Genomic DNA, 13,058 nt, shown 5'->3' on the forward strand with positions numbered 1-13,058 from the left:
CTCACCCGGCCGAACGCAGGGTCTCCGACGGCGGCACCCCGAACCGGGTGCGATAGGCCGAGGCGAACCGCCCCAGATGGGCGAACCCCCAGCGGTGTGCGACGGCGGCCACAGTGACCCGCAGCGGATCCGACCGGCGCAGCGTCTCGTGCGCCCGCAGAAGCCTTTCCTGCTGGAGGTACGCCATCGGCGCGCAGCCGAGGTGGTGGCGGAAACCCTCCTGCAGCGAACGCACGCTCATCCCGGCGATCGTGGCCAGGTCGGCCACCGTGAACGGCCGTTCCGGCTCGTCGTGGATGGCGTCCACCACCCGGCGGATGGCCCGCGGCGGTCCGGCCGTGACCGGGCCGGTCAACTCGTCGTGGTAACGGTGCGGCAGGCTCATCAGCAGCCCGCTCAGCACGCTGCTGCGCAGTTGCTCGGCGATCAGTGGCTGGTAGATCAGGCCCCCGGGGTGTTCCAACTCGTCGCGCAGCAGCCGCACCAGGCGGCTCCAGCTGTGGCTGGGCCCGGTGGAGACGTCCATGGCCGGCGGCAGGTCGATGGGCCCTTCGACCGGGCGACCCAGCATGGCGGCCAGTTCCTGTTCGAGGGCGGCCCGTTCGATCTTGATGGCGAGCTCGGTCGAGTTGCCGTCGTGCACGGTGTAGACCGGTTTGCCCGGACCGAACACGGCCGCGGTCGACGGGTCGGCCAGGACCTCGTGACCGGCGTGCCGGGCCTGCATGCGCCCGGTGGTGGGCATGCTGACGTGGTAGGCGTCGATCTCGGCCACGGTGAGGATCATCGGGACGGCGTAACTCAACTGTCCGACCGTTAGCGGTCCGAGTTGGATCACTGCCATGCCCAGGCCGAAGCCATCGGCGCCGTCCGGAATTCCGACTGCCACGGGATAGTAGAAACGATTTAGCGCGGAGCGGGCCTGATCGATATCTACGCTGCTGAAGTGGAGTATGTCGGGACCTTCCGGAGGCGCTGGACCGGACCGCGGGTAGACGTCACCCATGCCGAAGCGAACTCCATTGCATACCGTGAGTATTCGGCCCCGACACGCGGAACGTCAACGTTCCCGCCACGCGCTGACCGTTCCAGCACATTCAGGCCATATGAACTACTCTGGCGTTCCGCGCCTACGTGGCGTAACTTGCAGACCAGCGGATTGTTGTAGGAACGCGGTTGGAGAGCGGCGCCTGGGCGAGGCGCCCCACACCCGAGCAAGGCCACGAGGCAGGGCCACGGGCCTACGAGTGTGACTTCACGCGAAACTCGGCGTCGCCCCACTCGACGCCAGGAAGAGGGCAGCCGTGTATCTGCCGATCACCACGCGCCAATTGGCCGACGGCACCGTCGAGATCGCACCCAGCGGCGAGATCGACCTGGACAATGCTCACGTGATGCGGGACGCGGTCAACGACGTCCTGACCAGCAGCACGCCGGGCAAGATCTGCCTCGACCTGCATCGGGTGATGTTGATCGACAGCATCGGCATCGGCATCCTGGTGGCCTGCTTCCACACCGCCGCCGCCAGCGGCGTGAAACTCGTGGTGAGCCACCCCAGTCCCACGGTCTACCGCCAGCTCTGGGTGTCCGGGCTGGTGGGCCTGCTGGGCTGCGCCGAGCCGCCCTCCCCGCGCACCTCGGTGGGCCTGCGCCCGTCCTGAGCCACCCGACTGGTTGAATGCGGCACGTGACCGTGCTGCGTTCGATGGGCCTGTTCGTGCTGGCCGCCCTGGCCGAGATCGGTGGTGCCTGGCTGGTCTGGCAGGGCGTCCGCGAGCATCGTGGCCTGCTCTTCGCCGGCGCCGGCGTGGTCGCCCTCGGCGCGTACGGCTTCGTGGCCACCCTGCAGCCCGACCCGAACTTCGGCCGGATCCTCGCCGCCTACGGCGGTGTCTTCGTAGTAGGTTCACTCATCTGGGCGATGGTCGTCGACCGATTCCGCCCAGACCGATACGACCTCGCCGGCGCGCTGCTGTGCCTCGCCGGCGTGGCCGTCATCATGTACGCCCCGCGCGGAGCGTAGATCCCGCTCAGTGCAGCGGCACCTGCTCCTGGGCCAGGCGCTCCTCGCCGGAGAGGGTGGACAGCGGCTTCTCCCGGATGAAGAGCACCACGATGATCGCCAGGAACGCGATCGGCGCACCGACCAGGAACAGATCGGCTGTCGCATCGCCGTAGATGCCCTTGACCACGTCGAGGACCTGCGGCGGCAGCGTCGCCAGGTCGGGCACCTTGCCATCGCCGGCCGACGCCGCGGCGGCCCCGAACTTCTCGGTGAACATCGTCGTCACCCGGTTGGCCAGCACCGCACCGAGCGCGCTCACCCCGATCGCGCCGCCCATGCTGCGGAAGAACGTCAGCGCCGAGGTGGTCGCGCCCAGCTCCGCGGCCGGCACGTCGTTCTGGGCGGCGAGGATCAGGTTCTGCATGAGCATGCCCACGCCGACGCCGAGCACCAGCATGTAGATCGACAGCAGGAGCACGCTTGTGGTCGCGTCGATGGTGGCGAGCAGCAGCATGCCGATGGTCATCACGACCGAGCCCGCGACCAGGTACATCTTCCACTTGCCGAATTTCGTGATGAGCTGTCCGGCGACGGTCGAGGAGACGAGCAGTCCGAAAATCATCGGCAGGCTCATCAGGCCCGCGACGGTCGGGGACTTACCGAGAGCAACCTGGAAGTACTGCGACAGGAAGACCGTGCCGCCGAACAGCGCCACGCCGACCAGCACGCTGGCGACGATCGTGAGGCTGACCGTCCGGCTGCGGAAGATGCCGAGCGGGATGACCGGCTCGGCCGCCCTGGACTCCACCAGCACGGCGAGGGCCAGCAGCGCGACGCCGCCGACCACGAACACCGCGGTCTCCCACGACGCCCAGTCGAAGTGCTGGCCGGCCAGGGTCGACCAGATCAGCAGGGTGCTGACGCCCGCGGTGATCAGCAGCGCGCCCAGCCAGTCGATCTTCACGGCCCGCCGGGATGCCGGTAGGTGCAGCGTCTTCTGCAGCAGCAGGATCGCGGCCACCGAGAACGGCACGCCGATGAAGAAGCACCAGCGCCAGCCGAGCCAGTCGGTGTCCACCAGGACGCCGCCGATCAGCGGGCCGGCGATGGTGGCGACGCCGAAGACCGCGCCGAACATGCCGGAGTAACGACCGAGCTCGCGCGGCGGGATCATCGCGGCCATCACGATCATCGCGAGCGCGGACATGCCGCCCGCGCCGACGCCCTGCGCGACCCGGCTGACGATGAGCACACCGACGTTCGGCGTGAAGCCGGCGATCAGGGAGCCGGTCACGAACAGCAGCAGCGAGATCTGGATCAGCAGCTTCTTGCTGTAGAGGTCGGCGAGCTTGCCCCAGAGCGGGACGGTCGCGGTCATCGCGAGCAGCTCGGTGGTGACGATCCAGGTGTAGACGGACTGGCTGCCGCCGAGGTCGGCGATGATCCGGGGCAGTGCGTTGGAGACGATCGTCGAGGCGAGGATCGCGACGAACATGCCGAGCATCAGGCCGGACAGCGCCTGAATCACCTCTTTGTGGGTCATCCGGGCGGGTGCGGCCTCGGCCGCGAGGGGTTCCGCGACTGACATGTCACGTGCCTTTCGTAGTGGGGTCGGCCAGGCCGGTGGCAACCATGCGGAAGGACTCGCGGACGAAGTCGGCGAGCTGGTCGTCGGGGCCGGCGGTGGCCCAGCGCATCATCGCGATGCGGAACGCCGAGCCGGTGACCACCGACGCGAGCTGCGGGAACGTGTCGGCCGGGGTGAGCCCGACCCGGGCCGCGATCGCCGCGATGAACTCCTGCTCCTTGGCCGCGCCCTGGGTGAACAGGGCCAGCAGCAGGGACGGGTTGTCCTTGATCACGCGCATCCGGAGCAGCCACAGCTCGCGGTCGGCCTGCATCACCTCGATCGCCGGCTCGAAGACCGTCAGCACGGCGTCGACGATCGGGACGTCGCGGGGCAACTCGAGCAGCCGACGGCAGACCGTCTCGTTGTCGATCACCGGCTCGCCCAGGATCGCGTCGTCCTTGGTGGCGAAGTAGTTGAAGAACGTGCGTGACGAGACGTCGGCGGCCGCGCTGATCTCCTCGACCGTGACATGGTCGAGGCCGCGCTCGTCGGCCAGTCGCAGTGCGGCGGCGGTCAGCGCGGAACGGGTCTGTTGCTTCTTGCGGTCCCGGAGGCCCATGGAGAGGAGACTACGGTAAAACTTTCAGGCACTGCAAACTTTTATTGGCTGCAAGTCTGTGGCGCGGCCTACACCCTGGGCGTGATCGCCGTGACGGTCCTCCCGATCACGCCGCAGGAACCGGCCGGGCCGGTGATCCACTTCATCCCGTTCCTGGTGGACGCGCCCAGCTTCGTGCTGAACGTGATCATGTTCGTCCCATTCGGGGTGCTGGTGCCGCTGCGGTGGCCGCGCGCCGACGCGTACCGGAAGATCCTGGGTCTGGCCGTTGCCGCCAGCACCGCGATCGAACTCACCCAGCTGATCCTCGGGCTGGCCGGGGGCAGTCGCCGCACGGTCGACGTCAACGATCTGATCGCCAACGTGACCGGCGCTCTTATCGGCTTGGCGGTGCTGCGTCTCGCCGTACCCCATGAAGTGCACCGCCGTGCTTTCGCAAGAAAGCGGCCGTCGCCGCGACCGCCTGGCTGACGTAGGGCTCGGTGTCGTAAAGATCGACATGGCGTTCGCAGTCCAGCCAGACGGTCTCGTCGGCCTTCAGCGCGGCAGCGAGCTCCGGCGAGCAGTAGTCGTCGGTGCGGCCGTGCACCACGAGGCTCGGCGGCAGCAGCGGCCGGGCGGACGACAGCACGTCCAGCGTCATCAGGCTGTGCAGCGAGCCGCGGGTGACGCGGTTGGTCCAGTTCGCCGGGTGGGTCGAGTAGTACGACCACGGCTCCTCGCCGGGCATCGCGGCCTCGCCCTCGGCCGCGACCGCCGGGAGATATTCGTCGTAGCGGTCGAGCATGCCGCGCAGGGCCTCGCGATAGCCGGCCAGGCCCATCCGCTCGGCGAACCAGGCCGGGCTGTTGTAAGCGCCCGCGATGCCGGCCACCGCGGCCACCCGCGGATCGGTCGCGGCCGCCTTCATGGCGTATCCACCGCCCAGGCAGACCCCGACCACCGACACCCGGTAGCCCTGGCCGGCCAGCAGGCCCACCGCCGCGCGCAGGTCGGCCAGCTTGCCCTGGCTGTCCTCGTGCTGGGGGCGGCCCTCGCTGTCGCCCCAGCCGCGGTGGTCGAAGGTCAGCGTGGTGAAGCCCTCGGCCGCGAACCGCTCGGCGTAGACGCCGGTCACCTGCTCCTTCACGCCGGTGAACGGTCCGGTGAGGACGATCGCCTGCGGGTCGTCGGTGCGGTGCAGGACGCCGGCCAGGCGCAGGCCTTCGCTACGAAATTCGGTCACGCGGCGACACTAGGCCGGCCGGGCTGAGGTATACAGAAGGCACTTCCGCGTACCCATGGGGAGGGTGGCCGTGGATCTGATCGTGCCCGACGTGCTCGAAGAGAGCTGCACCACCCGGCAGGCGCTGGAGCGGCTCGCCACCAAATGGCGGGTGCTGCTGATCTATTCGCTGCTGCCGGGGCCGCAGCGCCCGGCCGAACTGCGCCGGCGGGTGCCCGGCATCACCCAGAAGATGCTCACCGAGACCCTGCGCGGGATGGTCGAGGACGGCCTGGTCGCCCGCCGGGTGCTCAAGGCCGATCCGCCGCAGCACGTCGAGTACGAGTTGACGCCGCTCGGCCGCACCCTGGAGCAGCCGCTCGCCGCGATCTGCGCCTGGGCGCGCGATTACGGCTCGCGCTGACTGATCTTGACGATCGTGCCGTCCGGGGTGCGGATGCACAGCTGCTCGCCGAGGTCCTGGTCGGCGGTGACCTCGGTGACCGGCAGTCCGGCCCGGTGCAGTCGCCGCTCCCACTGCTCCAGCGGGCCGGACGTGCCGAAGTGCAGCTCCACCGGGGTCTCGCCGCGCGCCTCGTCGGCCGGGCGGGCGAGCAGGCCGAGCTGGACGGTGCCGAGCTGGAGCAGCACCCACTCCGAATCGCGGCCGCCGTGGATGATCTCGGCGCCGAGCTTCTCGTAGAAGGCGATCGCGGCGGCCATGTTGCCGACGTGAACCAGTGGCCGCAACTCCATGATCGTCCCCTCTCTCGCGCCTGTCCCGGCGTGTTCAACGACCGATCAGTCGTTGAGCTGCGCGCGTTCGATCTCGGCCAGCGCCGCGGTGAGGAACGGCGGGACCGGGCGCGGGCCGAGCAGGTCGGCCAGCAGCAGCGCGGCGTGCCGGGCCAGCTCGTCGAGTTTCGGCGGGGGCGTCTCGTCGTCCTCGTCGGCGACCCCGAGCGCACCGGCCAGCAGCAGCAGGATCACGTGCGGGTCGACCTCGGTCTGCCACTCGGACGCGCCGCGGACGGACCGCTCCAGCACCGCCCGCACGCCTTCGGCATCGATGCCGTCGGGCTGGGTGTCCTCCAGCAGCAGGCGCACGGTCACGCCCAGGATCAGGCCGGTGTGCGCCGGGTCGAGAGCGGCCATCCGGGCGACGGCGTCGGCCAGCGCGTCGCCGTCCCGGTGCTGCGCGGCCCCGACCGCGTCGGTCGCCGCGGCCGCGATCGGCCGGGCCGGAGGTGGGAGATGCCGCCAGTTCTGTTCCATGCTGTACCCCATGACGAGTTCGTTGCGTGCGGCGATCACCGCTCGGGTTGATCGTGGCGAGTTCCCCGGTGTCGTCGCGCTGGTAGCGCGCGGCGACGACGTTACCGTCCACACCGTCGGCGTGACCCGCTTCGGCGGTGACGTCCCGATGCGGCGGGACACGCCCTTCCGGATCGCCTCGATGACCAAGCCGGTGCTGGCCGCCGCCGCCCTGATGCTCGCCGAGGACGACCGGATCGACCTCGAGGAGCCGATCGCCAAGGTGCTGCCCGAGCTGGCCGCGCCGCGCGTCCTGCGCCGCCTGGACGGGCCGCTCGACGACACGGTCGAGGCGGTCCGCCCGATCACCGTGGCCGATCTGCTGACCTTCACCTGCGGGTTCGGGCAGGTGATGGACGGCGACCGGTTCGACCCGCCGTTCCCGATCGTCGACGCGTGGCGCGACCTCGGCCTGATCATGAGCGACCCCTATCCGCGCAACCAGCACGACCCGGACGAGTGGATCCGCCGGCTGGGCACGCTTCCGCTGATGCGCCAGCCCGGCGAGACGTGGATGTACAACGCCGGGACGCTGGTGCTCGGGGTGCTGCTGGCCCGGGCTGCCGACCAGCCGCTCGACGAACTGCTGCACGAGCGGGTCCTCGCGCCGCTCGGCATGACCGGCACCGCCTTCTGGCTGCCGGCCGAGCGGGCCGCCGAGTTGCCGGCCTATTACATGAGTGCGGGCGACGAGCGGCGGGACAGCGGCCCTGATCTGTGGAGCACCCCGCCGATCTTCCCGTCCGGTTCCGGTGGGCTGATCTCCACCGCCGACGATTACCTGGCCTTCGGCCGGCTGCTGCTGAGCGGCGGTGTCGCCGGTGGCACCCGGCTGCTCTCCGAGCAGTCGGTGGCCGCGATGACCCGCAACCATCTGACCCCGGCCCAGATCGAGGGCGCCGGCTCCCTGCTCGGCGGGGAGGGCTGGGGGTACGGCATGTGCGTGACCGCCACCGGACGGTACGGCTGGTCCGGCGGTTTCGGCACCGACTGGTTCAACGACCCGGCCGAGGATCTCACGGTGATCCTTCTCAGCCAGGTCAGCGATCTGCTGTGGAACGGGGCACTGCAGGAGTTCAGCCGCCTCGCCTACGCTGCGGATTGAGACGAGCTGGGGAGGCGTACGCGATGAGCAGTCTCGATGCGGTGACGGCGTGGGTGGAGAACTACCGCAAGGCGTGGGAGTCGAATGATCCACACGACATAGGTGATCTTTTCGCAGAGAATGCCGCCTATTTCACGGAACCGTTCGCGAAGCCGTGGCTCGGTCGCGACAAAATTGTCGAGAAGTGGCTGAAACGTCGGGACAAACCGGGAACGACCACGTTCGAGTGGCATCCGCTGCTGGTCACCGAGGATCTTGCGATCATCGAGGCGACGACCAGGTATCCGAAAAAAACTTTCAGCAACCTGTGGGTCCTGCGCCTGGACAACCTGGGTCAGGCTCGCCAGTTCACCGAGTGGTGGATGCAGCATCCGGCTCCGAAACAATAGGGAAATGTGAAACACGAATAGCATTCGATGTGCGAATTTCCGGCCGGGCGGGCAGACTGCCACGGTGGAGGTTCGGCAGACGATCGGCGGCCGCTACAAATTGCTGGACGAACTCGGCAGTGGTGGCATGGCCGTGGTGTGGCGTGCGCGCGACGAGGTGCTCGGGCGCCCGGTCGCGGTGAAACTTCTGGCCGGCCGCTACACCGATGATCCGCAGTCGCGCGTCCGCATCCGCGACGAGGCGCGGGCCGCCGCCACCCTCTCGCACCCGAACATCGCCCAGGTCTACGACTACGGCGAGGCCGCCGACACGGGCACCCCGTACGTCGTCATGGAATTGATCAATGGCCCGACCCTGCAGCAGCGGGTCTCGGCCGGGAAGCTGCCGCCGCGCACGGTCTTCCGGATCTGCGGCGAGGTGGCCGCCGCGCTGGCCGCCGCACACGCCGACGGCCTGGTGCACCGCGACATCAAGATGGCCAACATCATGGTCACCCCGGCCGGCGCCAAGGTGGTCGACTTCGGCATCGCGGCTGCGATCGGTCCCGCCTCGCCCGAGGAGATGCTCGTCGGCACCCCCGCCTACCTGGCCCCCGAACGGCTGACCGGGGCTGAGATCGTGCCGGCGTCCGATGTGTACGCGCTCGGCGTCCTCCTCTACCGCCTGCTGGCCGACGAATCGCCCTGGTCGGTGGAGAGCACCACGCAGATGTTGCGGGCCCACGTCTACCTCGAACCGGCCCCGCTGCCCGACCTGCCCGGCGTGCCGCCGGCGGTGACCAAGCTGATCAGCCGCTGCCTGGCCAAGGACCCGGCCTCCCGGCCGAGCGCGAGCGAGGTGTCGAGCACGCTGGCCGACGCGGCCGAGGCTTCGCTGGCGATCAACCCCGATGCCGTACGGGGTGAAGCCGGCACCCACGCACCCCGGATCCCGCACCCCGCCTCCGGTGCGGCCGACGACCTGGACGCCGAGACCGGGGTGTGGCAGGCACCGTTGCGCTCGGACAATTCCGGGGCGGCGCGGGACGGGAACCGGGCCGGCAACATCGGCCCGGGCGGGCGTGCCGGTGTCGCGAGCGGGTCCGGCAACGCGTCCGGTGCGGTGGGGGCCGGGCCCTCCGGTCGACGCGATGCCGGCCGGAAAGCCGGTAACGTGCCACGGGCGCGGGCCGGGCGAAACCGGCCGGCCGCGGTGGTCACCGAGGTCCTACCGGCCGTCCGGGGCGGCTCCCTGGCCGGTGCGGGGCAGTCCAGGGGCGCTCGACGCGTACGCAAAAAGCAGTTGATGTTGATTGTGGCGATCGTCGTGGTGCTGACGGCGGCCATCGTCGGTCTGGTGTTGCAGGGCGACTCCGGCGCGGGGATCGCGACACCGGACGCCGCCGAGACCGTCTCCGTTGCACCCACCGTGAGCAGGTCGGCGGGCGTGCCCACGGTGAGTAAGGGCGGCGAGGTCACCCGGCCCACGGCCACCGGGGTGCCGGCCAACCCGCCGGTCGCCGGGAGTGAGCCGATCGCCTCGGTGAGCCCGGGCGGCTCGGCGGCCTCGTCCGGCGCGCCGAGCTCACCGGCGCCCAGCACCTCGGACGGCGCGTCGTCGGCGCCCGAGGGAAAGCAGCTCGAATCGCCGGGCGGCGTGATCCACGCCGTCTGCACCGCGGGCAAGGCCAAGCTGACCTCGTGGGAGGCCAATCCGGGCTACGAGGTGGAGAAGGTGGAACCGGGCCCGGCACTGACCGTGGTGGCGATCTTCAAGAGCCTCACGAGCCGTTACCGCACCACGGTGACCTGCGTCGCGGGCACGCCCACCCCGGTGGTGCTCCCGCTCTGACTCGCGGCCAGCAGGGCCTCGGCGATCTCGGTGCGGGTGTTCAGCAGGGAGCGGCCTTGACGGTGGGTCACCACCAGACCGGCCGCCCGCAGCGTGGACAGGTGCTGGGAGACGCCACCGGCGGTCATGCCGGTGCGCCCGGCGAGCTCGGTGGTGGACCGCGGTGTGCCGAGTTCCCGCAGCAGGGCGGCTCGGCCGCGACCCAGCAGGGCCACCAGCGGTTCCGGCGATCGGGACGACTGCTCCCACAGGGTGGCCACCCCGTGCGCCGGATAGGCCAGTTGCGGCACCTCGCCCGCCGTCACGGTGAGCACCGACGGCCAGACGAACACCGACGGGATCAGCACCACCCCGGTGCCGTCCGGCACGTCGGGAGCGGTGCAGTGCGGCTGGTCGATGGTCAGCCCGCCGTCGTGCCAGGTGACCTGGGGATGCAGATCGTTGAGGACGGCGGTGCTGCCGCTCTCGGCCACCCGGCGGGCCTGCCGATGCACCTCGGCCTCGAGCAGGGCGCGCATCCGCGGCCAGTCGGGGGCGATCGCGACCTGCCAGTACGACTCGATCTCGGCGGCCAGCCGGGCCAGGCCGGTCACCGGGTCGGCGTGCAGCTTGCGCAGCGGCCGCGGCCGGTCGGCACCCAGCAGGTCGAGGTGCTCCCGGACCAGCGCGGCCGGGGTGGCGCGCAGGCCGGTCAGCTCGCGCCGGAGGTCGGCGGAGAGGCCGGACGGCGGCGGGGTGAGGAAGTCGGGCGTGTAACCGCCGGTCGGGGCGATCAGGTGCCAGAGCAGCGTCTCGGAGGAGAGCCGGGCCCGGCGCGACCAGGTGCGGAAGATCGGCGGCACACCTGGGTCGCGGAGGATGCGGACGCTGGCCAGCACCTCCCACAGGCAGGAGACGGCGAAGCGGATGCGGGTCGCGGACGTCGCCGACAGGCCGATGGTGGCCAATTCCGCCTCCGTGGTTTTAGCTGGGACTCAAACCTTACGTCCCGGCCGGGTCGTCGCGAAGACTGTGCAGGTGACTGAAAAGGCAGCTCTTCTTCGTTCTCTGCACGTCCCGGGCGCGCCGCTGGTGCTCGCCAACGCGTGGGACGCGGCCAGCGCCCGCATCGCCGAGGAGGCCGGGTCGCCGGTGGTCGCCACCACCAGCGCCGGCGTGGCCTGGAGCCTCGGCGCCCCGGACGGCGACACCCTCGACCGCGACCTGGCCGTCGATGCCGTGCGCCGGGTGGTCGCGGCGGTGTCGGTGCCGGTGACCGCCGACATCGAGTCCGGTTTCGGGGAGGATCCGACGGGGGTCGCCGAAACCGTGCGCCGGATGGTGGCGGCCGGTGCGGCCGGCATCAACCTCGAGGACTCGGTGCGGCCGATCCCGGAGTACGTCGCACGGCTGACCGCGGCCCGGGCGGCGGCGCCCGCCGAGGTGCTCTTCATCAACGCGCGGATCGACACCTACCTGCGCGGCAGCGGTGACCTCGAGGAGACGGTGGCGCGGGCCGGGGCCTATCTGGCGGCCGGAGCGGACGGCATCTTCGTGCCGGGTGCGGTGGATCCGGCGGTGGTGGCCGCGCTGGTCGAGCGGATCCCGGCGCCGCTGAACATCCTGGTCTGGCCGGGGGCGCCGACGGTGACGGAGCTGGCGAAACTCGGGGTGGCGCGGGTGAGCCTGGGTTCCGGGGTGGCCGAGGCGGCGTACGCGGTCATGCGGCGCGCGGTGCGGGAGGCGCTGAGCTCCGGCACGTACACGTCAATTGCCGATGCCATCGCCTACGGCGACCTGAACGGTCTGATCGGAGACGGGCGGCCTTAGGCCGCCCGTCGGCCGGTCATTCCGCGTAGCGGGTGGGCGGGAACGGGTTGTCCGCGGACAGCGGGGTGGTCTCGCCCTCCGCCTCCTGCCGGGCCGTGACGCTCTCGATGTCCTGCTCGTCGGCGTCGAAGGCCGGGTCGAACGGCACCGGATCGTCGGTGGCCGGCGGTACGTCGTTCGGGTCGTAGTCGGTCACGCCGGCCTCGGCCCGTTCGGCCTCGGTGCGGCGGGCCAGCTCGTCATCGTCCAGGTGCGCGGGCGATCCACCGTGGAACCGGCGGTCACGCTCGCCCTCGGCCGCCTCGGTGGAGAAATTCTCGGTAGCCATGTCGCCTCCCCTTGTCACCGGAGCCTTACCCAACCCGCCCAGGTCTACCACTCGGCACCCAGAAATCGGAGCAGGGCCGCATTGACCGCCGCCGGTTGCTCCAGGCCGGGCAGATGTCCGGCGCGGTCGACCACGACGAGTTCGCTGCCCGGGACGAGTTTGTGAATCAGCTCGGCATCGGCGACCGGCGTGTAGGGGTCCTCGGCGCCGACCAGGACCAGCGTCGGAACGCGTACCTCGGAAAGGGTGGGCCGGTAGTCCGGGCGCTGCGCCCGGCCGCGCAGCGCGGCCGCCGCGCCCTGCGGCGACGTCGCGAGCATCATCCGGCGGACGTGCGCGGCGACGTCCGGCTTCTCCACCACGTGGTAAGGCGTGATCATCTTGCCCAGCACCTCGTCGGCCCAGCCCGCCACGCCCTCGGCCAGCAGCCGGTCGGCGAGCTGGTAGCGCCCGGCCCGCCCGGCCTCGTCCTCGGGAATCGGCGAGGTGTCGGCGAGAACCAGCCCGGCGACCCGATCCGGGTACTGCCGGTGGAACTCCATGGCGATCTGGCCGCCCATCGAGACGCCGCCGACGACGGCTCGGTGCACGCCGGCCGCGTCCAGGTGAGCGGCCAGGTCGGCGGCGAACTCGGCGAACAGCGTCACGTCGCCGGTGGCCGGCGCACTGCCGTAGCCGCGCAGGTCGGGGGCGACGACCTGGTGGCCGGCCGCGCGCAGGGCCTCGGCCTGGGGGTCCCACAGGGTGTGGTCGAACGGGTGGCCGTGGATCAGCAGGATGGCGGTCATGCCCTCGACGCTGCCGGTGCGGATCGGCGGCGGCAACGTCCAGTTCGGCGACGGTGGACCCGTGCGACGCAGCCACCCACTGCCGCGTCGCACGGG

Annotated in this window: 17 protein-coding genes; 8 read left to right on the plus strand and 9 right to left on the minus strand. The window is 70.7% G+C overall.

What is annotated here, in order from left to right:
- Position 1: 1 nt before the first annotated feature.
- Positions 2–1,006, minus strand: a complete 1,005-nt coding sequence (locus tag Ato02nite_RS16145) for an AraC family transcriptional regulator (protein WP_213007343.1) — start codon at positions 1,004–1,006, stop codon at positions 2–4.
- A gap of 298 nt (positions 1,007–1,304) precedes the next feature.
- Here Ato02nite_RS16145 and Ato02nite_RS16150 point away from each other — a divergent pair, with 298 nt between their 5' ends.
- On the plus strand, positions 1,305–1,661 hold the full coding sequence (locus Ato02nite_RS16150) for an STAS domain-containing protein (RefSeq protein WP_213007344.1): 357 nt from the start codon (positions 1,305–1,307) through the stop codon (positions 1,659–1,661).
- Positions 1,662–1,687: 26 nt separating this feature from the next.
- Positions 1,688–2,023 carry a YnfA family protein gene (locus Ato02nite_RS16155; RefSeq protein WP_213007345.1) on the plus strand — a complete coding sequence of 112 codons (336 nt, stop codon included), beginning with the start codon at positions 1,688–1,690 and terminating at the stop codon, positions 2,021–2,023.
- A 7-nt stretch (positions 2,024–2,030) separates the two neighbouring features.
- On the opposite strand, the gene Ato02nite_RS16160 is transcribed toward Ato02nite_RS16155, so the two are convergent.
- Together Ato02nite_RS16160 and Ato02nite_RS16165 are read right to left on the minus strand one after the other, a co-directional pair.
- Complete coding sequence (locus Ato02nite_RS16160) at positions 2,031–3,593, minus strand: MDR family MFS transporter (RefSeq protein ID WP_213007346.1); 1,563 nt, start codon at positions 3,591–3,593, stop codon at positions 2,031–2,033.
- A 1-nt stretch (position 3,594) separates the two neighbouring features.
- On the minus strand, positions 3,595–4,194 hold the full coding sequence (locus Ato02nite_RS16165) for a TetR/AcrR family transcriptional regulator (protein WP_213007347.1): 600 nt from the start codon (positions 4,192–4,194) through the stop codon (positions 3,595–3,597).
- Between the two features lie 81 nt (positions 4,195–4,275).
- Here Ato02nite_RS16165 and Ato02nite_RS16170 point away from each other — a divergent pair, with 81 nt between their 5' ends.
- A complete protein-coding gene (locus tag Ato02nite_RS16170; protein WP_213007348.1) occupies positions 4,276–4,665 on the plus strand; it encodes a VanZ family protein in 390 nt (129 codons plus the stop codon).
- On the opposite strand, the gene Ato02nite_RS16175 is transcribed toward Ato02nite_RS16170, so the two are convergent.
- Positions 4,571–5,419: an alpha/beta hydrolase gene (locus tag Ato02nite_RS16175; protein ID WP_213007349.1), complete on the minus strand. Its 849-nt coding sequence runs from the start codon at positions 5,417–5,419 to the stop codon at positions 4,571–4,573. The two genes, Ato02nite_RS16170 and Ato02nite_RS16175, sit on opposite strands and share 95 nt — an antisense overlap.
- Positions 5,420–5,489: 70 nt before the next feature.
- On the opposite strand from Ato02nite_RS16175, the gene Ato02nite_RS16180 reads away from it, so the two are divergent.
- Positions 5,490–5,822 (plus strand): winged helix-turn-helix transcriptional regulator, encoded by a 333-nt coding sequence (locus Ato02nite_RS16180; RefSeq protein ID WP_213007350.1) that lies wholly within the window; start codon positions 5,490–5,492, stop codon positions 5,820–5,822.
- Here the strand turns inward: Ato02nite_RS16180 and Ato02nite_RS16185 are convergent.
- Positions 5,807–6,154, minus strand: coding sequence for a VOC family protein (locus tag Ato02nite_RS16185; RefSeq protein WP_213007351.1), 348 nt, complete (start codon positions 6,152–6,154; stop codon positions 5,807–5,809). The genes Ato02nite_RS16180 and Ato02nite_RS16185 overlap by 16 nt on opposite strands.
- A gap of 45 nt (positions 6,155–6,199) precedes the next feature.
- Positions 6,200–6,673, minus strand: coding sequence for a hypothetical protein (locus Ato02nite_RS16190; protein WP_213007352.1), 474 nt, complete (start codon positions 6,671–6,673; stop codon positions 6,200–6,202).
- Between the two features lie 10 nt (positions 6,674–6,683).
- Between Ato02nite_RS16190 and Ato02nite_RS16195 the strand changes: the two genes are divergently transcribed.
- From Ato02nite_RS16195 to Ato02nite_RS16205, 3 genes are all read left to right on the plus strand, one after another.
- On the plus strand, positions 6,684–7,817 hold the full coding sequence (locus tag Ato02nite_RS16195; protein WP_213007353.1) for a serine hydrolase domain-containing protein: 1,134 nt from the start codon (positions 6,684–6,686) through the stop codon (positions 7,815–7,817).
- 23 nt (positions 7,818–7,840) lie between these two features.
- On the plus strand, positions 7,841–8,206 hold the full coding sequence (locus Ato02nite_RS16200) for a nuclear transport factor 2 family protein (RefSeq protein ID WP_213007354.1): 366 nt from the start codon (positions 7,841–7,843) through the stop codon (positions 8,204–8,206).
- Positions 8,207–8,270: 64 nt separating this feature from the next.
- The gene (locus Ato02nite_RS16205) at positions 8,271–10,037 is read left to right on the plus strand and encodes a protein kinase domain-containing protein (protein WP_213007355.1); all 1,767 of its coding nucleotides are present in this window, start codon (positions 8,271–8,273) and stop codon (positions 10,035–10,037) included.
- On the opposite strand, the gene Ato02nite_RS16210 is transcribed toward Ato02nite_RS16205, so the two are convergent.
- Positions 9,977–10,984, minus strand: coding sequence for an ArsR/SmtB family transcription factor (locus tag Ato02nite_RS16210; protein ID WP_213007356.1), 1,008 nt, complete (start codon positions 10,982–10,984; stop codon positions 9,977–9,979). The genes Ato02nite_RS16205 and Ato02nite_RS16210 overlap by 61 nt on opposite strands.
- A 70-nt stretch (positions 10,985–11,054) precedes the next feature.
- Here Ato02nite_RS16210 and Ato02nite_RS16215 point away from each other — a divergent pair, with 70 nt between their 5' ends.
- Positions 11,055–11,846 (plus strand): isocitrate lyase/PEP mutase family protein, encoded by a 792-nt coding sequence (locus tag Ato02nite_RS16215; protein ID WP_246607043.1) that lies wholly within the window; start codon positions 11,055–11,057, stop codon positions 11,844–11,846.
- A 16-nt stretch (positions 11,847–11,862) separates the two neighbouring features.
- Here the strand turns inward: Ato02nite_RS16215 and Ato02nite_RS16220 are convergent, their stop codons facing one another.
- The gene (locus Ato02nite_RS16220) at positions 11,863–12,174 is read right to left on the minus strand and encodes a hypothetical protein (RefSeq protein ID WP_213007358.1); all 312 of its coding nucleotides are present in this window, start codon (positions 12,172–12,174) and stop codon (positions 11,863–11,865) included.
- A gap of 44 nt (positions 12,175–12,218) precedes the next feature.
- On the minus strand, positions 12,219–12,962 hold the full coding sequence (locus Ato02nite_RS16225) for an alpha/beta fold hydrolase (RefSeq protein WP_213007359.1): 744 nt from the start codon (positions 12,960–12,962) through the stop codon (positions 12,219–12,221).
- Positions 12,963–13,058 lie beyond the last annotated feature (96 nt).

Source organism: Paractinoplanes toevensis (assembly GCF_018332695.1).
GTDB classification, from domain to species: domain Bacteria; phylum Actinomycetota; class Actinomycetes; order Mycobacteriales; family Micromonosporaceae; genus Actinoplanes; species Actinoplanes toevensis.